Source organism: Halomonas rhizosphaerae, assembly GCF_030010555.1.
Classification (GTDB): domain Bacteria; phylum Pseudomonadota; class Gammaproteobacteria; order Pseudomonadales; family Halomonadaceae; genus Halomonas; species Halomonas rhizosphaerae.
In genome coordinates this window covers 98,630-116,634 of sequence record NZ_JASCQP010000035.1, presented here as the reverse complement: position 1 = coordinate 116,634, position 18,005 = coordinate 98,630, and the positions used below count along the sequence as shown (strand labels likewise).

Sequence of the window (18,005 nt, the reverse complement as noted above, 5' to 3'; positions counted from 1 at the left end):
GGTCTCCGGATATTTCATGAATTCGATCGCGAAGCGATTCGAGGGGTCGAACCATGCACTCCCACAAGGGGATGGTTACACATCGGCTGCCACCGGGCGACCACGGCGAAACTCGACCATCGGGCAGTCGGGGAGCGCTCGCTCGCCGGTCCACTCGCCGAGGAAGGCCAGCAGGTTGGGGCCCAGCGGTTCGCGGGGCAGCCCCCACTGCTCGTCGTAGAGGGAGTCGACAAAGTGCAGGCCACAGGCCGGGGCGGTGACGTCGGCGAGCCGCCGGTCCTTCAGGGCCATCAGCTCGATCAGGTAGTCACCGCCGCGCTCTCCGCGCCCCACCGTGACCAGGGCACCGACGATATTGCGGATCATGTGGTGCAGGAAGGCGTTGCCCTGGACGTCGATGACCACCAGCGGGCCATGGCGGTGCACCTCGATGAAGTGCAGGTGGCGCCAGGGGGTCTTCGACTGGCAACCGGCGGCACGGAAGCTCGAGAAGTCATGCTCACCCACCAGCGCCTGGGCAGCCCGATGCATGGCCTCGGCATCCAGGGGGTCGCGACACCAGGTGGCGTTGGCGCGCTCCAGCACCGGGCGGCTCGGCTGGTTGAGGATCACGTACCGGTAGCGCCGTGCCAGGGCCTTGAAGCGGGAATGGAAGCTGTCGGGGACCGGCTTCACCCAGCGCACCGCGACATCCCGGGGCAGGTTGGCATTGACGCCGAATACCCAGGCCTTCTGCGAGCGAGGCACCGGGGCATCGAAGTGGATGATCTGGCGAGTGGCATGGACACCGGAGTCGGTGCGTCCGCTGGCATGTACGGTAATCGCCTGGTTCGCCACCTTCGCGAGCGCTGCTTCCAGCGCTGCCTGCACCGAAGGGGCATGCTTGAGGCGCTGCCAGCCACAGTAGGCACTGCCGTCGTACTCCACCCCCATGGCCAGGCGACCGGTCAGGGGGTGGTGGTCATCAAGGGATCGGAAAAGGGTCATTCGGCCTCATTGCACGGATTGATCCAGCAATTCACGGGCCTCCTGCCGGGCCTCCGGGTCGTCGGACTCGTCGATCAGGCTCTCGAGCAGCGCACGGGCCTGGCCGGCCTCGCCGGCGTTCAGCAGGCGCCGCGCCTCGGCCAGCGTCGAGGTGGAGGAAGCCGCCGCGGAAAAGTGGGCATTATCCCGCGACAGCGGCGGGAAGGCCACCTCCTCGACGTCCCACTCCTCGGGCATGTCGCGCTCGGCCCTGATGCCGGGCATGGCATCCGCCGACGACTTGCTGTTTTCGCTACCTGACGAGGTGAACTCCACGCTGGGCTGCATGGGCGTCTCCTCACGGGGCGCCGGGCGCTCCTCCAGCGTCGGCGGACGATAGTCGATGATCTCGCGCCCGTCATCCGCCTGGCGGGTGGCGAGGGGAACGCTCGGCAGTTCGTCGGCTCCCTCGGGCGCCTGCTCGAAGGAGGCCTCGTCGGGCCGTTCGATTTCCCCGGGGGCCTCGCCGTCCTGACCGGATGACACGACGGTATCGAACCGCGGGGTGTCATCCTCCTGCGGCTCCGATTGCGGGCCAGGCTCCAGCTCGGGCGGACGATAGCGCGCCAACGGATCGGTCTGCTCGCCGACCGGGGCTGCTTCGTCGGGCATCGCCTGGTTGGCCGGAGCCTCGTTCGGTGTCTCGCGGGAGGGGGTTTCGCGAGAGAGTTCCTCGCGAGAGAGTGCCTCGCGAGACGGTACCTCGTCCGTCGCGGCATCGTCATGAGCGTGAGCATCGCCATGCGCATGATGTTCATCGAAGCGGCGCGGGGGAAGCTCGTCGGCCTCGGGGAAGACCGCACGATCGGCCGGCGTCTCCGGCACCGGCGCTGCTGCCGGGGCGGACGGTGCACTGCGGACATGGCGCTCCATCACCCGGGCAACCTCGGCCTGGACATCCGGGTCCCCGCCGGCGCGCAGCTGCTCGGCCTGGCGCGCCGCCGCCGCATGATCACTCTGCTCCAGTTGAACCCGCAGCAGCTTGAGCCTCAGGTCATCTCGGCCAGGCTCCCGTGCCAGGCTGGACTCCAGCAGCTCACGCGCCTGGTCGTAACGCCCGTAGGCGATGAAGATATCGGCCTCGTTGATCGCCTCGGCCTCGGGCATGGAGGCGCGCACCGGCGCCTCCCTCTCCTCGCCGCGAACCTCGGCCTCACGCGCCTGGGCCTGGGGGCTGCCCGGCACCACCACGCCACTGGCCGCGGGATCCACCGCGCGTGCCTCGTTGAACACCGGTGCCGGCTCGCTCTCCTCGCGGCGGCGCCGGCGCACCAGGGCCCAGAGTGCCAGCAGCAGTGCCAGTCCGGCGCCGCCCAGCATCAGGTTGCGGTCGGTACCCCCCTGGTAGAGCGCGCCCCACCAGGGCGTCTCCCGGGAAGCGTCCGGCTCGCTGCCGGGGGCCACCACCCCACCGCTGCCCGCAGCATCTACGCCCTGCCCCCCGGCAGTGATCGTGGCCAGCTGGTCTCGCATGGCCTCGAGCTCCTCGCGCAGGTCACCGAGCTGGGACTGCAGTTCGTCTCGCTCGCTGCGAACCGCCTCCAGGGCCTGGCGGTTCTCGAGCCAACGCGCCTCGAGGCGCAGCAGGCGCTGGTCCTCGGTGAGCTCGCCGCCGCCCTGGATCAGCGCCAGCACCTCGGGGTCGATGAACGGCCCTTCCCCTTCACTCCCCACCGGCATGGCCAGGGAGTCGGCAGCCGCTTCCTCCTCCTCTTCTTCCTCCTGCGTTGCACCAGCAGACGATTCCCCTTCCTGCTGGTCCGAGACGCCCTCGACCGGCACCACGCCCTCGGCGGCCACCTCGGCGTCGCTGAGCAGCGTCAGCCGCTGCCCCTCCTCGCTGGTCGCGTCCTCGCCATCGATGGTGGCATCACTGGAGGCCGTCTCGACCGCCTCGGGCTGTACCTCGTCGGCGGGCTCGGTCGATGTCCCCTCCTGCGACGGGGCGCTGGCCACGGCCGACGCCGGGGCTTCGGAGCCTCCTCCCAGTGCCACCCGCGCCGGCGCACCGCTGCCGCGATTGGCCCAGGCCTGATTCATGGCCTGGACCACACGGCCTGCCTCGGCGGAGGAGCGCGCCGCGATGGCCTCGCGAGACGGCACCACCAGCGTAAAGCCGGCCCGCATGGCATTGATGTTGCCGGAGGGAAAGACCTCCGGGTTGGCCTCCACCAGGGAGACCATCATCTGGTTCATGCTGATGCCGCTGTCCGGGCGCAGCCGGCCGGCTACGGCCCATAGCGTATCGCCATTGCGCACCCAGGCGGGATCGCCCGAGCCGGCGCCGGACGTGCGCGCCACCGGGCGGGAGGAAGACTCTGCCGCCGGGGCGGACGAGCGCGGCGTGGAAGCGGCCTCCCGCGGCGCTGTCGAGGACGCCGCGACCAGCGCCGGAAGCTGGTCATAGTCGGGGGGATCGAGGAGCAAGGTCACTTCCCGCAGCTGCTGGCCGCCTGGCCAGTCGAAGCGCAGCAGCAGGTCGACCCAGGGTTCACGTACGGCCCGCTCGGTAGTCAGGTCGACCACCAGGCGCCCCTGCCGTTGCGTCACGTCCATCTTCACGCTGGCCGCCAGCGGAGTCCGCGGCAGACCCGCCGCCGAGAAGGCGCGATCATCGGCCACCGAGACATTGAGCAGCTCGGCCTGCAGGCCGCTACTGTCGGTCAAGGGGATGCTCGCACGCAACGGCGCATTGAGCGTGGAGTTCACCTCGGCCTCCCCCAGGCCGAGGGCCAGCGCCAGCGGGCTGGCGGCGGAGAGCGAAAGCAGCATGGCGAGTGTCAGCTTGCGTTTCATCGGGTTCCCTTGCGTCGTTCCACTGCGCCCCGCCGACCCGGCGGTGCCTGGTAGTATATTCTTAGTGATTATGGTGACTATGTATCATATTCGCTGCGCCGGCGCGCTCCCGGATCACCATCGGTCATCATACTTTCAACATAAGCCATTGATCGCATGGCACGCGAATCTCCCTCGCTAACGACCAACGAAAGCGGGACGCCACCAAGGCGTCCCGCTTTCGTTCACGCGGTCATCGATAACCGCACGAGAGTTACTGCTCCCGCAGGATCTTCAGCATCCGCTTGAGCGGCTCGGCGGCGCCCCACAGCAGCTGGTCACCGACGCTGAAGGCGGAGAGATACTCGCCCCCCATGGCCAGCTTGCGCAGGCGGCCGACCGGGACGCTCATCGTGCCGGTGACGGCGGCGGGCGTGAGGCCGTCGATGGTGGCGTCCTTGTCGTTGGCGATCACCTTGACCCAGTCGTTGTGACGGGCCAGGCGATCCTCGATCTCGTCGATCGGGACGTCCTTCTTGAGCTTGATGGTGAAGGCCTGGCTGTGGGAACGCATGGCACCGATGCGCACGCAGAGCCCATCGATGGGAATCGGGTTGTCCTGGAGGCCGAGGATCTTGTTGCTCTCCACGGAGCCCTTCCACTCCTCCTTGCTCTGGCCATTGTCGCGCTTGACGTCGATCCAGGGCAGCAGGCTGCCGGCCAGCGGTGCACCGAAGTTGTCGGTGGGGAAGTCACCACTGCGCATGGCCGCCGTGACCTTGCGGTCGATGTCGAGGATGGCGCTGGCCGGATCGGCGAGCTCATCGGCCACGCTGTCACGCAGGCTGCCCATCTGGTTGAGAAGCTCGCGCATGTGCTTGGCGCCGGAACCGGAGGCGGCCTGATAGGTCATGGAGGTCATCCACTCGATCAGGTCCGCCTCGAAGAGGCCGCCGAGACCCATCAGCATCAGGCTGACGGTGCAGTTGCCGCCAACGAAGGTCTTGGCGCCCTTCGCCAGCTGGGCATCGATGACGTGCCGATTGACCGGGTCCAGGACGATGGTCGCCTCGTCGGCCATGCGCAGGGTGCTGGCGGCATCGATCCAGTAGCCCTTCCAGCCACCCTGGCGCAGGTCGGCATAGACCTTCTCGGTGTACTCACCGCCCTGGCAGGTAACGACCACGTCCAGTGACTTGAGGGCTTCCAGGTCGAAGGCGTCCTTGAGCGGAGGCACATCGACGCCAACATCGGGGCCCTCCTGGCCGACCTGGGAGGTCGTGAAGAAGGTCGGCTCGATGCCCTTGAAATCGCCATCGTCGACCATCCGTTGCATCAGCACGGAACCGACCATGCCACGCCAACCGACAAAACCGACTTTCAACATGTGAAGCCCTCCAGAAATCGAATGTGGGGAACATTATACAGAAAGCGGCGCCGAGCGCCGAGCAGGATGGTGCTCGCGCACCACTAGGGCAACAAAGGAAAACCTCCAGCAAGCGACTCTGCTGGAGGTTTTCCTTGGCTACTTGGCTGCTTGGCCGCTCGGTGCTTGGCCGCTTATTCCGCCTCGAAGGCTGCCAGCACGGCGTCCCCCATCTCGGCAGTAGAGACGGTGCGCGTGCCTTCGGAGGCAATATCGGCCGTTCTCAGGCCGTCGTCCAGCACCTTGCCCACGGCGTCCTCGATGCGTTGGGCCAGCGCTGGCTCATCCAGGGAATAGCGCAACATCATAGCCACCGAGAGGATGGTCGCCAGCGGGTTGGCGATGCCCTGGCCGGCGATGTCCGGCGCGCTGCCGTGGCAGGGCTCGTACATGCCCTGGCCGCTCTCGTTGAGGGAGGCCGAGGGCAGCATGCCGATGGAGCCGGTGAGCATGGCGGCGGCGTCCGAGAGGATGTCGCCGAACATGTTGCCGGTGACCACGACGTCGAACTGCTTGGGGGCACGCACCAGCTGCATGGCGGCGTTGTCGACGTACATGTGAGTGAGCTCGACGTCCGGGTACTCCAGAGCCAGGCGCTCCATCACCTCGCGCCACAGGATAGTGACCTCGAGCACGTTGGCCTTGTCGACACTGCAGAGCTTCTTGCCGCGCTTCTGCGCCATCTCGAAGGCCACGCGGCCGATGCGCTCGATCTCGCTTTCGGAATAGACATAGGTATTGAACCCCACCCGCTCACCGTCACGCTCCTCGATGCCGCGTGGCTGACCGAAGTAGATGCCGCCGGTGAGCTCGCGCACGATCATCATATCGAGACCGGCCACCAGCTCGGGCTTGAGGCTCGAGGCGGAGGCGAGCTGGGGATAGGTAATGGCCGGGCGCAGGTTTCCGAAAAGCCCCAGGCTCTTGCGCACGCCGAGCAGACCCTTCTCGGGGCGCTTGGCGAGATCCTCGATCTTGTCCCACTTGGGGCCACCCACGGCACCCAGCAGGATGGCACGGGCCGCCTTGGCCTTCTCCAGGGTCTCGGCGGGCAACGGCTCGCCATGCACGTCATAGGCGGCGCCGCCCAGCAGCCCCTCCTCGACCTCGACGTCGAGGCCACGGGCCTGACAGGCCGCCAGGATGCGGCTGGCCTGGGCGGTGATCTCGGGGCCGATGCCGTCACCCGGCAGTACCAGAATCTTCTGCGTCATTTCTTGGTCCTTATGCGACTACAGCCGGGCACCAGGGGCGCCGGGGGCAAGCCGAAGAGGAGGTCCTATGCCATGGATGGCATCGGTAGCGTACAGGGAAGTATTCACAGCGCCTCCTCGAAGGCCTGCCGCCGGACCAGCCCCGCGCTCCCGGCGGCAAGGGTGTGAGAGGGTATCAGGCCTGAGCGGAATCGCGGAACAACCAGGGGCGCGCCGCGCGATGCTTCTCCTCGAAGTCGCGGATGGCGTCCTCGTCCTTCAGCGTGAGCCCGATGTCGTCCAGGCCTTCCAGCAGGCAGTGCTTGCGGAACTCGTCCACCTCGAACTCGAGGATCTCGCCAGACGGCGTGATCACCCGCTGGTTCTCCAGATCCACATCGAGCCGGTAGCCCTCGTTCGCCTCGACCTCGGCGAACAGGCGGTCCACGGTCTCTTCGGGCAGGGTCACCAGCAGCAGGCCATTCTTGAAGGCGTTGTTGTAGAAGATGTCGGCAAAGCTCGGGGCGATCACCACGCGGAAGCCGAAGTCCTCCAGGGCCCAGGGCGCGTGCTCGCGCGAGCTTCCGCAACCGAAGTTGCGACGCGTCAGCAGTACGCTCGCCCCCTGATAGCGCGGCTGGTTCAGCACGAAGTCGGGATTCTTCGGGCGCTGGGAGCAGTCCTGTCCGGGCTGACCCTCATCGAGGTAACGCAGCTCGTCGAAGAGGTTGACGCCGAAGCCGGTGCGCTTGATCGACTTGAGGAACTGCTTGGGAATGATCAGGTCGGTGTCGACGTTCGCCCGGTCGAGCGGCGCGACGAGGCCTTCGGTGCGTTCGAATTTCTTCATCATTCAGGCCTCCTGACTCTGGACGTCGTCATTGGCGGCAAGCTGCCTCACATCCACGAAGTGGCCGGCGATGGCCGCGGCCGCCGCCATGGCCGGGCTGACCAGGTGGGTGCGCCCGCCGAACCCCTGGCGACCCTCGAAGTTGCGGTTGGAGGTGGAGGCGCAGTGCTCGCCGGCACCCAGCTTGTCGGCGTTCATCGCCAGGCACATCGAACACCCCGGCTCACGCCATTCGAAGCCCGCCTCGATGAACACCTTGTCGAGGCCCTCCGCTTCGGCCTGGCGCTTCACCAGGCCGGAGCCCGGCACCACCATGGCCAGCTTGATCGAGTCGGCCACCTTCTTGCCCCGCGCCACCTTGGCCGCCTCGCGCAAATCCTCGATGCGCGAGTTGGTGCAGGAACCGATGAACACCTTGTCGAGGCGGATATCGGTGATCTTCTGCTTTGGCGCCAGCCCCATGTACTCGAGTGCCCGGGTGTAGCCACGCTGCATGGTCTCGTCGCCGGCCTCGGCCGGATCCGGCACCTCGCCGGAGATGCCGGTGACCATCTCGGGGCTCGTGCCCCAGGAGACCTGCGGCTCGATCTCGGCGGCATCCAGGGTCACCACCTTGTCGAAGGCCGCGTCGGGATCGGAGACCAGGTTGCGCCAGTCGGCCACCGCGGCGTCCCACTGCTCGCCCGTCGGGGCGTAGTGGCGGTCGCGCAGATAGTCGATGGTGGTGTCGTCCACGGCGATCAGCCCGACCCGAGCCCCCGCCTCGATCGCCATGTTGCAGACGGTCATCCGGCCTTCCATGGAAAGCTCGCGGATGGCGCTGCCGGCGAACTCGATGGCATAGCCCGTACCCCCGGCGGTGCCGATCTTGCCGATGATGGCCAGCACGATGTCCTTGGCGGTGACGCCGGTGCCGAGCTCGCCCTCGACGCGCACCTGCATGTTCTTCATCTTCTGGGCCAGCAGGCACTGGGTGGCGAGCACGTGCTCCACCTCGGAGGTGCCGATGCCGTGAGCCAGGGCGGCAAAGGCGCCGTGGGTAGCGGTATGGGAATCACCGCAGACCACGGTCATCCCCGGCAGGGTCGCGCCCTGCTCAGGGCCCACCACGTGGACGATGCCCTGGCGGGGGTCGTTGATCTTGAACTCCTCGATGCCGAACTCGACGCAGTTGTCGTCGAGGGTCTGCACCTGGATCAATGACACCGGGTCCTTGATGCCGGCGTTACCCTCGGCGCGCTCCTTGAGCGTGGTGGGCACGTTGTGGTCCGGGGTGGCCAGGTTGGCATCGATCCGCCACGGCTTGCGTCCCGCCAGGCGCAGGCCCTCGAAGGCCTGGGGCGAGGTCACCTCGTGGAGCAGTTGACGGTCGATGTAGATCAGCGCGGTGCCGTCATCGCGCTCCTTGACGAGGTGCTGTGTCCACAGCTTGTCGTAGAGTGTCTGGCCTGCCATGTCGTTTCTCCCGGGCCCTGGGCCCTATCGTGTCCGGTCTCGGAATTGCACCACCACCGCGGCTTTACCGGGGGCAGACCTCCAAGGAGGCGCTGTAAATACTTCCCTGTACGCTACCGATGCCATCCCTGGCATAGGACCTCCTTTCCGGTCTGCCCCCGGCGCCACTTTTATGCTCGGCGGTCGACGCTATGAGAACAGTTTCCCGCCCCTCGCCCATAAAATCAATTCATGTTATTTATGGATTGGATTCCTTGAAGGAATCCGAAAACCTCGCCACGGAGCCGCCCATGGATACGCAGAGCCTACAGGCCTTTCTCGCCGTGGCCGACAGCGGGAGCTTTTCCCGCGCCGCCGAGCAACTGCACCTGACCCAGCCGGCTGTCAGCAAGCGCATCGCCGTGCTGGAGGGCCAGATCGATGCCCGGCTGTTCGACCGTATCGGTCGGCGCGTGAGCCTCACCGAAGCCGGTCGGGTACTGCTGCCCCGGGCGCGACAGATCCTAGTGATGGTCGACGACAGCCGCCGGGCGCTGGGCAACCTCGAGGGTAGCGTGGCTGGCAGCCTGACGTTGGCCACCAGCCACCATATCGGTCTGCACCGGCTTCCGCCGTTGCTCAAGGCCTATACCCGCGAACACACGGATGTGCGGCTCGACCTGCACTTCCTGGATTCCGAGCTCGCCTATCAGGGGGTGCTGGACGGCGAGCTCGAGATGGCCGTGGTCACCCTGGCACCGCATCCCGATTCGCAACTCCAGGTGGTACCGGTGTGGATCGACCGACTGTGCTTCGTCTGTGCTTCCGACCACCCCCTCGCCGGCCGGGGACGTCTGGCCCTTCAGGAGTTGTGTGCCTTCGACGCGGTACTGCCCGGCCCGATGACCTTCACCCGCGGCCTGATCGAGTCACGCTTCGCCTCCGCCGGACTGGACCTGCCGGTGGCGCTTTCCACCAACTACCTGGAGACACTGAAGATGATGACCGCCATCGGCCTGGGGTGGAGCCTGCTGCCGGAGCGCCTGGTGGCCGGCGAACTGCACGAGCTGGACGTCGACCATCCCCCCATCCACCGCCCCCTGGGCTATCTCGTGCATCGCAGCCGCACCCTATCCAACCCGGCCCGGGCCATGCTCGCCCAGCTCGATGCCGCACGCGAGCCGGCGGCCAGGGAGTGGGGCTGAACACGACTGACCTGGTTCATCGCAACGCCAGGCGGGGCATCGAACCGTTCGCTCCTGCCGCCAGCAAAGGTACAAACTCCCAGTAGATTATTTAGACTGCTCATCATTTTCGTCAGGAACTCAGTTCAGTGCCCGACAACGCTGCATCGCCGATCACACCTCGCCACGCCCTGGCCGGCGGGCTGGTCCTTGCCGGGCTGGTCCTCCAGGTGGCGCAGTTCACGAACCTGCTCCCGCTGGCACATGCGGTGAGCTACTGCCTGTGGCTGGCCACGGCCCTGCTGTGGATCGATATCCCCCGGCGCACACGGCGCCAAGCGGGCATACTCGCCGCCCTTGGCCTGGGGCTGCTTATCCTGGCTCGCACCTGGCACGGTGCCAAAATCGACTGGCCAGGCATCCTCGACGGCAACACCTACGTGGTCGCCATGCTGGTCGGGGTCAGCTTCATTGGCCTGATCGGCAACCTGCGCGGGCGGTCACGCCCCCCCGGCAAGGCGCTGACCGGGGCCCGCGGCATGCTAGGCACCTGGCTGGGCGTCCACCTGCTCGGCTCGATCCTCAATCTCTCCACGGTGTTCATGGTCGGCGATCGCCTGGAACGCCGCGCACCGCTCTCCACGCCCCAGCTACTGGGCCTCAACCGCGGCCTTTCCAGTGCCGCGCTCTGGTCGCCCTTCTTCGCCTCCATGGGGGTGGTCATGACCCTGGCACCAGCGATGCACTACGCCACGATCCTCACCTTCGGCCTGCCCCTGGCCATGGTGTCGGGCATGCTGACGGTCGGGGAGCTCTCGCGCCGTTTCGAGCTCACCGAAACCGCCGGCTTCTCGCTGTCGCCGCGCAGCCTGCTGATGCCGGTGAGCATGGCGGCGCTGGTGATGCTGTTCCATTACGTCATCACGCCCAGGCTCTCCATCGTCAGCATCATCACCTTCCTGTTGCCGGGCGTGGCGCTGCTCGCCAACCTGCCCCGCGGGCCGCACTGGACACTTCACCGGGTCCATCAGCACACCCTCACTCGACTGCCGGCCATGAGAGGCGAGATCTCGCTGTTCCTCTGCGCAGGGCTGCTGACCCTGGGACTCTCGACGTTCATTACTGCCGCCACCGGCAGCACCTGGACGCTCTTCGGCCAGTTCGGCCCGCTGGAGGCCATCGCCAGCTTCCTGGCCATCGTCGTCAGTGCCGTGGCCGGGCTCCACCCCATCATCGGCGTGTCGGTACTCGCCTCGATGCTCGATCTGGACGCCGGCCGGCAGACCCTTTTCGCCTTCGTGGCCCTGGCCTCCTGGGCGGTGGGGACCAGCGTCGGCCCCCTTTCCGGCATCAACCTCTCGCTGCAGGGGCGCTACGGCGTCAGCGGGACGACGATGATGTGCCATAACCTTGGCTATGCCGCCATCATGACGCTGCTGGTGGTGGGTGCCATCCTGGTAATGGAGGCAAGCCTTTAAGGTAGTGAAGAGGCCGCCCAGTAGGAGCGAACGGTTCGACGCCTCGACTTGCGTCGCGATCCGCCGCGCAGCGGCGGTGGGGTTATCCTGGGCGCCTACCGGCGCCATCGCGATCTGAAGTTGCGATGGGATTGCCTCTGTCGGGAGAGAATCTACTTCGGTGCACGCACGAAGTAGCGATGGCCACACTGGTGACAGGGCTCGATCCGCGTCACCCCTTCCAGCTCCACGATGGCTTCACAGTGCACGCAGGCCATGCGCCCTGGGACGGCCATCTCGCCGGCGACATAGTCGGCGCGTGACGCCTCCAGGTCATCCTCGAGCTGTTCCCGCTCGATCACGCTGCGATCGGCGATGGAAAGCAGTGACTCCACCACCTTGCGTGACAGCATGGAGAGGTCGATCCCCAGCCAGGTGGCCACGCTATCGCCGCCAGCATTGAGGTAGCGACGCATCTCCTTCAGATCGCGCTCGACCCAGGCGCGCAGCAGCGACAGTTCGTCCTTGGTGAACTCCTCCAGCTCGGCCTCGAACTCCACCGCCTCGTCGAGCTCCTGCTGCAGGTTCTCCCAGGTCAGCTCGTCGGCCCCCTCGCGCAGCCGGTCGAGCATGCGCTCGTAGCCCTCGCGAAGGCGGTGTTCCTGGTGCGGGTCCTTGTGCTCGCTCATGCTGATCTCCTCGAATCGCGATTGGGGCGTCCGGCCAGGCGGCGCTGCCCCGTAGCCGCCGGCCGCCATGCTGGGGTATCCTAGCGGCCAGCCAGTAATGCCATTTAGACGACATCCCGCCGGAAATTCAATGGTTTCGCGCCGCCACGGCGCCAGATCTTGACGCCGGACAAGGGCCGCTGACATGCGCAGCGCCACGCCGCTGCGCTCGACTTTCAAGGTACCCGAAGAGAGCGATGGACGCACAGTACAAGCCCCACGAGACCGAACGCGACGCCCAGCAGTTCTGGGACAAGAACCAGTGCTTCAAGGCGGTAGAAGACGCCAGCCGCGAGAAGTTCTACTGCCTGTCGATGTTCCCCTACCCCAGCGGCAAGCTGCACATGGGGCATGTGCGCAACTACACCATCGGCGACGTGGTCTCCCGCTACCAGCGCATGCAGGGCAAGAACGTCATGCAGCCCATGGGCTGGGACGCCTTCGGCATGCCGGCGGAGAACGCCGCGATCCAGAACCGGGTACCGCCGGCCAAGTGGACCTACGACAACATCGACTACATGCGCCGCCAGCTCAAGGCGCTGGGCTTCGCCTACGACTGGAGCCGCGAGTTCGCCACCTGCGATGTCGACTACTACCGCTGGGAGCAGTGGTTCTTCACCAAGCTGGTGGAGAAGGGGCTGGTCTACAAGAAGATGTCCACCGTCAACTGGGACCCGGTCGACCAGACGGTGCTGGCCAACGAACAGGTGATCGAGGGCCGCGGCTGGCGCTCCGGCGCCCAGGTGGAGCGCAAGGAGATCCCGCTGTGGTTCCTCAAGATCACCGACTACGCCGAGGAACTGCTGGCCGACCTGGAGCGCATCGACTGGCCCGAGCAGGTCAAGACCATGCAGCGCAACTGGATCGGCAAGTCGCGCGGCATCGAACTCACCTTCGATATCAAGCCCGCCGAGGGCTCCGGCCTGGAGGCCATCGAGGGTCCTCTCGCGGTCTATACCACGCGTCCCGATACCCTGATGGGCGTCACCTACATGGCCGTGGCCGCCGACCATCCACTGGCCAAGCAGGCCGCCGTGCGCAACGCGGCGCTGGCCGACTTCTGCGCCGAGTGCGCCCGCGGCGGCACCTCGGAAGCCGAGCTGGCCACCCGCGAGAAGAAGGGCATGCCTACCGGCCACCTGGCCGTCCATCCCCTTACCGGTCGCGAGGTCCCGGTCTACGTGGCCAATTTCGTGCTGATGGAGTTCGGCACCGGTGCCGTCATGGCCGTGCCCGGTCACGACCAGCGCGACTGGGAGTTCGCCACCAAGTACGGGCTGCCCATCGAGGCGGTGATCGCCGACGAGAACGGCCAGGCGCCGGACCTCTCCCAGGGCGCCCATGACGACTACGGCGTGCTGATCAATTCCGGCGAGTTCGACGACCTTGCCTTCGAGGCGGCCTTCGAGGCCATCGCCAAGCGCCTCGAGGAACTCGGCCGCGGTGTGGTGAAGACCAACTTCCGCCTGCGCGACTGGGGCGTGGCCCGCCAGCGCTACTGGGGCGCGCCGATCCCGGTCAAGTACGGCCCCGACGACCAGACCGTGCCGCTCACCGACGAGGAGCTGCCGGTGGCCCTGCCCATGGAGGTCACCGTCGACGCCACCGGCTCGCCGCTCAAGCGCATGCCGGAATTCTATGATCTCGGCAACGGCTGGACGCGCGAGACCGATACCTTCGACACCTTCATGGAGTCCTCCTGGTACTTCGCGCGCTTCTGCTGCGCCGACAACATGGAGGCGATGCTCGATGAGCGGGTCGACTACTGGCTGCCGGTGGACCTCTACATCGGCGGCATCGAGCACGCCATCCTGCACCTGCTCTATGCGCGCTTCTTCACCAAGCTGATGCGCGACCTGGGGCTGGTGAAGAGCGACGAGCCCTTCCAGCGCCTGCTCACCCAGGGCATGGTGATCGCCGAGACCTACTACCGCCCCACCGCCAACGGCGGCAAGGCGTGGTTCAACCCCGCCGACGTCGAGGTCAAGCGCGACGAGAAGGGACGTCCGGTCAGCGCCGTGCTGGCCAGTGACGGGGAGCCGGTGGAGATGGGCGGCATCGAGAAGATGTCCAAGTCCAAGAACAATGGCGTCGACCCGCAATCCATGATCGACCGCTTCGGCGCCGACACCGTGCGCTTGTTCATGATGTTCGCCGCGCCGCCGGAGCAGTCCCTGGAGTGGTCCGATGCCGGCGTCGAGGGGGCCCATCGCTTCCTCAAGCGCCTGTGGCGCCTGGTCAGCGAGCACCTCGCGGCCGGCAAGCCCGGCACGCTCGACCTCGGCGGGCTCAGCGAGCCTCAGCGTGAACTGCGTCGCAAGACCCACGAGACGATCAAGAAGGCCGGTGACGACATCGGCCGGCGCACCACCTTCAACACCGCCATCGCGGCGGTGATGGAGCTGACCAACGCCCTCTCGAAGTTCGAGGACACCTCGCCCCAGGGCCTGGGCGTGGCCCGCGAGGCGGTGGAAGCCTGCGTGCTGCTGCTCGCACCGATCACTCCCCACGCCTGCCACACCCTCTGGCAGGCACTGGGGCACAGTGAGCCCGCGATCGACGCGCACTGGCCAGAGGTCGACGAATCGGCCCTGGCACGCGACACCATCGAGCTGGTGGTGCAGGTCAACGGCAAGCTGCGTGCCCGCATCGAAGTCGAGGCCTCCGCCACCAAGGAGACCATCGAGGCCCAGGCACTGGCGGCGGAGAACGTAAAGCGCCATACCGAGGACAAGACGGTCCGCAAGGTGATCGTGGTGCCCGGCAAGCTGGTCAATATCGTGGTGGGCTGAACGCCGCACCCTGACGGGGAGAGACTCATGCAGCGCCGAACCCTACTACAACTCGGCCTCGCCGCCGGCGCCTCCCTGGCGCTGGCCGCCTGCGGCTTTCGCCTGCGCGGCCTCGACCAGCCGCTGGTGACCATCGAGTCCCTGGCCCTGGAGGGCACGGACAGCGAGTTGGCCCGGCTGGTCACCCGCCGACTGGAGCGGGCCGGCACCCGGATCGATGACCAGGCGGACCGAGTGCTCAACCTGGGCGCGGAGCGCTTCCGTGAGCGGCGCCTGAGCGTGCTCGAAAGCGGGCCGCGTGAACTGGAGATGAGCCTGGAGGTGCCCTTCTCGGTGCAACGCCGCGACGACGGTGCCTACCTGCTCGACCAGCAGCGCCTGGAGGTCAGTGAGCGCCTGACGGTCAACGATGACGAACTGCTGGCCCAGGATGACCTGCGCGAGGCCACTCGTGATCGGCTGCGAGAAGCGGCCGTGCGCCAACTGATGGACCGCCTGCGCGCGCTGGACACGCCGTGAAGGTGCTTTCGTGAAGGTACTGTCGTGAAGATATTCGCCGACAAGCTCGAGGATGCGCTGGCCAGGAAGCTGCCCCCGGTGGTGATCGTATCCGGCGAGGAGCCGCTGCAGCACATGGAGGCCTGCGACGCCGTTCGCGCCGCCGCCCGCCAGGCCGGGGTCGAGGAGCGCGAGATCCTGCACGTGGAGGCCAACTTCGCCTGGGGGCGCCTGACCGAGGCCGCCGCCAGCCTCTCGCTGTTCGCCACGCGGCGGCTTATCGAGGTGCGACTGAGCAGTGGCAAGCCCGGCCAGGAAGGCGCCAAGGCGCTGCGCGACTACGCCGAGTCCCTCAAGGGCAGCGACGACGTCCTGCTGCTCTCCACCGGCAAGCTCGACTACCGCGAGCAGAAGAGCGCCTGGTTCAAGGCCCTGGACAAGCTCGGGCTCTTCGTCCCAGTCTGGCCGGTGGATCCCTCACGCCTGGGCTTCTGGCTGCGCGACCGAGCCTCCCGCCACGGCCTCTCCCTGGACCTCGATGCCGCCCGACTGCTCGGCGAGCGCACCGAGGGCAACCTGCTCGCCGCCGATCAGGAGTTGCAGAAGCTGGCCCTGATGCTGCCAGCGGGCGCTCGGGTCGGCCCCCGGGAAGTCGCCGGTGGCGTGGAGGACAGTGCCCGCTATGACGTCTTCACCCTGATGGACGCCTGTCTCAAGGGCGAGCGAGCCCGAGTCACGCGGATCATGGCCGGCCTGCGCGGCGAGGGGGTCGAGGCGCCCATCGTGCTATGGGCGCTGTCCCGGGAGCTGCGCCTCCTGCTCTCGCTCCAGCAGCACCTCGACCAGGGCCAGAGCCTGGAGCATGCCTGCAAGGCCCAGAAGCCGCCGATCTTCGAGAAGCGCCGCCCGGCCTACCAGCAGGCCATCACCCGGCTGCCCCTGAAGCGACTGCACAAGCTGCTGCTCTTCGCCCAGCGCCTGGACCTTGCGATCAAGGGGGGCAGCAGCGTGCCGCTGTGGGATGGCCTACACGACCTGGCTTTGACCCTGGCCGGCGGCCGCGGCCTGCTGGCCGAGTTGCCCTCGTCCTACCGGATAGGCTGATGCCTCTATCGCGAAAACGACTCAACTCCCACAAGGGCATGAAATCTCACATCATTCCGTCCTATACTGGAAGGGCATCGTGGTTTCGTCGGCCTGCAGGGAAGCAGGTACGCCGAAGCTTGGAGCCGGAAGCCCAACCCAAGAAAAAGGAACACCGACATGATGAAGAAGATCTGCCGTTACCTCAGCCCGCTGCTGATTGCCGCCCTGGTGCTGGGCAGCCTGCCGGTGGCCGCCGCGCCGGCCAGTCCTGGCAGTGGCCTGGTCACGACTCAGGACGCGCTGAACGTCGAACGCACCCAGGGGGACCGGGAGCGGATCCACGAGATCCTCGCCCGTGACGACGTCCAGGAGCAGCTGGTCGCCCAGGGTGTCGACCCCGCCGAAGTGGAAGCCCGTGTGGCCGCCCTCTCCGATGCGGAAGCCGCCCAGATGGCCGATCAGCTCGAGCAGCTGCCGGCCGGTGCCAGCGTGGTCGGCGCCCTGTTCGCCGTCTTCGTGATCCTGCTGGTCACCGACATCCTTGGCCTGACCAATGTCTTTCCCTTCACCCGCTGAGCACGATCCCCATGATGCACTGCCGTGATAGGCAGCCGCATATCAGGAACGCCCGCGTCGCGGGCGTTCTTGCGTTGGTGCTGCTGCTCCTGACACTGGCGGGCTGCGCCTCTACCCCGCAGCTCGCCGACACCACCGAACGCGAGCTACCCCGCCGGGCGCTGCTCGAGGACACCCCCTTCCATGGGCAGCGCGACTACCAGTGCGGCCCCGCCTCGCTGGCCATGGTGCTCAACGACGGCGGTGTCGATGTCGACGTCGACACCCTAATTTCCCAGGTTTTCCTGCCCGGGCGAGAAGGCAGCGTGCAACCCGAGATGCTGGGCACGGTGCGTCGCCACGGCCGAATTCCCTTCAGCATCGACGGCAACCTCGATGCCCTGCTCACCGAGATCGACGCCGGCCATCCGGTGGTGGTGATGCAGAACCTGTCCCTGCCCGCCTGGCCAGTCTGGCACTACGCCGTTGCCATCGGCTTCGACCTGGACGAGGAGACGATGATCCTGCACAGCGGCATGGAGCCGGAACGCGTCGAATCCGTCAAGCGGTTCGATGCCACCTGGGCCCGCAGCGACCGCTGGGCATTCGTCGCCCTGCCCCCGGGCGAGATGCCCGCCACGGGCGACGGTAAGGCCGCCCTGGACGCCATCGCCGACTTCGAGCGCGTCCAGGGGGCGAAGGCCGCCCTGCCCGCCTGGGAAGCCTTCACGGAACGGTATCCGGAAACGGCCATGGGTCATTTCGCGCTGGGCAATACCCGCCACGCCACCGGCGACAGCCAAGGGGCCATCGACGCCTTCGAGCAGGCCGTGGCGCAGGAGCCTGACCTCGCCGTGGCCTGGCTCAATCTGGGGCTGCTGCATCGCGAGCTGGGGGAGCCAGATGAGGCCCGCAAGGCCCTGCAGCGAGCGGTCGCCCTCCCCGGTGCCTGGCAGGAGCAGGCCCGGCAAGTGCTTCATGACCTGAAGGCGGGAGGCTAA

14 protein-coding genes are annotated in these 18,005 nt (G+C 67.1%); 7 read left to right on the top strand and 7 right to left on the bottom strand.

Annotated features, from left to right (window positions below):
- Positions 1-75: 75 nt before the first annotated feature.
- From truA to leuC, 6 genes are all read right to left on the bottom strand, one after another.
- Positions 76-987, bottom strand: a complete 912-nt coding sequence (truA, locus tag QLQ83_RS16380; RefSeq protein WP_282736578.1) for a tRNA pseudouridine(38-40) synthase TruA — start codon at positions 985-987, stop codon at positions 76-78.
- 6 nt (positions 988-993) lie between these two features.
- Positions 994-3,822: a FimV/HubP family polar landmark protein gene (locus QLQ83_RS16375; RefSeq protein ID WP_282736577.1), complete on the bottom strand. Its 2,829-nt coding sequence runs from the start codon at positions 3,820-3,822 to the stop codon at positions 994-996.
- A 253-nt stretch (positions 3,823-4,075) separates the two neighbouring features.
- Positions 4,076-5,188: an aspartate-semialdehyde dehydrogenase gene (asd, locus tag QLQ83_RS16370; RefSeq protein ID WP_282736576.1), complete on the bottom strand. Its 1,113-nt coding sequence runs from the start codon at positions 5,186-5,188 to the stop codon at positions 4,076-4,078.
- A gap of 173 nt (positions 5,189-5,361) precedes the next feature.
- Positions 5,362-6,441 carry a 3-isopropylmalate dehydrogenase gene (leuB, locus tag QLQ83_RS16365; protein WP_282736575.1) on the bottom strand — a complete coding sequence of 360 codons (1,080 nt, stop codon included), beginning with the start codon at positions 6,439-6,441 and terminating at the stop codon, positions 5,362-5,364.
- A gap of 175 nt (positions 6,442-6,616) precedes the next feature.
- Positions 6,617-7,270, bottom strand: a complete 654-nt coding sequence (gene leuD, locus QLQ83_RS16360; protein WP_282736607.1) for a 3-isopropylmalate dehydratase small subunit — start codon at positions 7,268-7,270, stop codon at positions 6,617-6,619.
- 3 nt (positions 7,271-7,273) lie between these two features.
- Positions 7,274-8,725: a 3-isopropylmalate dehydratase large subunit gene (leuC, locus tag QLQ83_RS16355; protein ID WP_282736574.1), complete on the bottom strand. Its 1,452-nt coding sequence runs from the start codon at positions 8,723-8,725 to the stop codon at positions 7,274-7,276.
- Positions 8,726-9,015: 290 nt separating this feature from the next.
- Here leuC and QLQ83_RS16350 point away from each other — a divergent pair, with 290 nt between their 5' ends.
- Together QLQ83_RS16350 and QLQ83_RS16345 are read left to right on the top strand one after the other, a co-directional pair.
- Positions 9,016-9,909, top strand: a complete 894-nt coding sequence (locus QLQ83_RS16350) for a LysR family transcriptional regulator (RefSeq protein ID WP_282736573.1) — start codon at positions 9,016-9,018, stop codon at positions 9,907-9,909.
- A gap of 128 nt (positions 9,910-10,037) precedes the next feature.
- Positions 10,038-11,366, top strand: coding sequence for a hypothetical protein (locus tag QLQ83_RS16345; RefSeq protein WP_282736572.1), 1,329 nt, complete (start codon positions 10,038-10,040; stop codon positions 11,364-11,366).
- 152 nt (positions 11,367-11,518) lie between these two features.
- Here QLQ83_RS16345 and QLQ83_RS16340 read toward each other — a convergent pair whose 3' ends face one another.
- Positions 11,519-12,034, bottom strand: coding sequence for a zinc ribbon-containing protein (locus tag QLQ83_RS16340; RefSeq protein WP_282736571.1), 516 nt, complete (start codon positions 12,032-12,034; stop codon positions 11,519-11,521).
- Between the two features lie 236 nt (positions 12,035-12,270).
- Between QLQ83_RS16340 and leuS the strand changes: the two genes are divergently transcribed.
- The 5 genes from leuS to QLQ83_RS16315 all read left to right on the top strand — a co-directional run bounded on the left by leuS (position 12,271) and on the right by QLQ83_RS16315 (position 18,005).
- A complete protein-coding gene (gene leuS / locus QLQ83_RS16335; RefSeq protein ID WP_282736570.1) occupies positions 12,271-14,865 on the top strand; it encodes a leucine--tRNA ligase in 2,595 nt (864 codons plus the stop codon).
- Between the two features lie 27 nt (positions 14,866-14,892).
- Positions 14,893-15,384, top strand: a complete 492-nt coding sequence (locus tag QLQ83_RS16330) for an LPS-assembly lipoprotein LptE (RefSeq protein ID WP_282736569.1) — start codon at positions 14,893-14,895, stop codon at positions 15,382-15,384.
- A gap of 24 nt (positions 15,385-15,408) precedes the next feature.
- Positions 15,409-16,467, top strand: coding sequence for a DNA polymerase III subunit delta (gene holA, locus QLQ83_RS16325; protein WP_282736568.1), 1,059 nt, complete (start codon positions 15,409-15,411; stop codon positions 16,465-16,467).
- Positions 16,468-16,629: 162 nt separating this feature from the next.
- Positions 16,630-17,025, top strand: a complete 396-nt coding sequence (locus QLQ83_RS16320) for a PA2779 family protein (protein WP_133635651.1) — start codon at positions 16,630-16,632, stop codon at positions 17,023-17,025.
- A 77-nt stretch (positions 17,026-17,102) separates the two neighbouring features.
- Positions 17,103-18,005 (top strand): PA2778 family cysteine peptidase, encoded by a 903-nt coding sequence (locus tag QLQ83_RS16315; protein ID WP_326521419.1) that lies wholly within the window; start codon positions 17,103-17,105, stop codon positions 18,003-18,005.

Excerpts from the sequence above, each read along its gene's own strand:
- QLQ83_RS16340 (WP_282736571.1), bottom strand. The coding sequence starts at position 12,034 with ATGAGCGAGCACAAGGACCCGCACCAGGAACACCGCCTTCGCGAGGGC.
- leuD (WP_282736607.1), bottom strand. The coding sequence starts at position 7,270 with ATGAAGAAATTCGAACGCACCGAAGGCCTCGTCGCGCCGCTCGACCGG.
- asd (WP_282736576.1), bottom strand. The coding sequence starts at position 5,188 with ATGTTGAAAGTCGGTTTTGTCGGTTGGCGTGGCATGGTCGGTTCCGTG.
- leuS (WP_282736570.1), top strand. The coding sequence starts at position 12,271 with ATGGACGCACAGTACAAGCCCCACGAGACCGAACGCGACGCCCAGCAG.
- QLQ83_RS16330 (WP_282736569.1), top strand. The coding sequence starts at position 14,893 with ATGCAGCGCCGAACCCTACTACAACTCGGCCTCGCCGCCGGCGCCTCC.
- QLQ83_RS16320 (WP_133635651.1), top strand. The coding sequence starts at position 16,630 with ATGAAGAAGATCTGCCGTTACCTCAGCCCGCTGCTGATTGCCGCCCTG.
- QLQ83_RS16375 (WP_282736577.1), bottom strand. The coding sequence starts at position 3,822 with ATGAAACGCAAGCTGACACTCGCCATGCTGCTTTCGCTCTCCGCCGCC.
- truA (WP_282736578.1), bottom strand. The coding sequence starts at position 987 with ATGACCCTTTTCCGATCCCTTGATGACCACCACCCCCTGACCGGTCGC.
- leuB (WP_282736575.1), bottom strand. The coding sequence starts at position 6,441 with ATGACGCAGAAGATTCTGGTACTGCCGGGTGACGGCATCGGCCCCGAG.
- leuC (WP_282736574.1), bottom strand. The coding sequence starts at position 8,725 with ATGGCAGGCCAGACACTCTACGACAAGCTGTGGACACAGCACCTCGTC.
- QLQ83_RS16350 (WP_282736573.1), top strand. The coding sequence starts at position 9,016 with ATGGATACGCAGAGCCTACAGGCCTTTCTCGCCGTGGCCGACAGCGGG.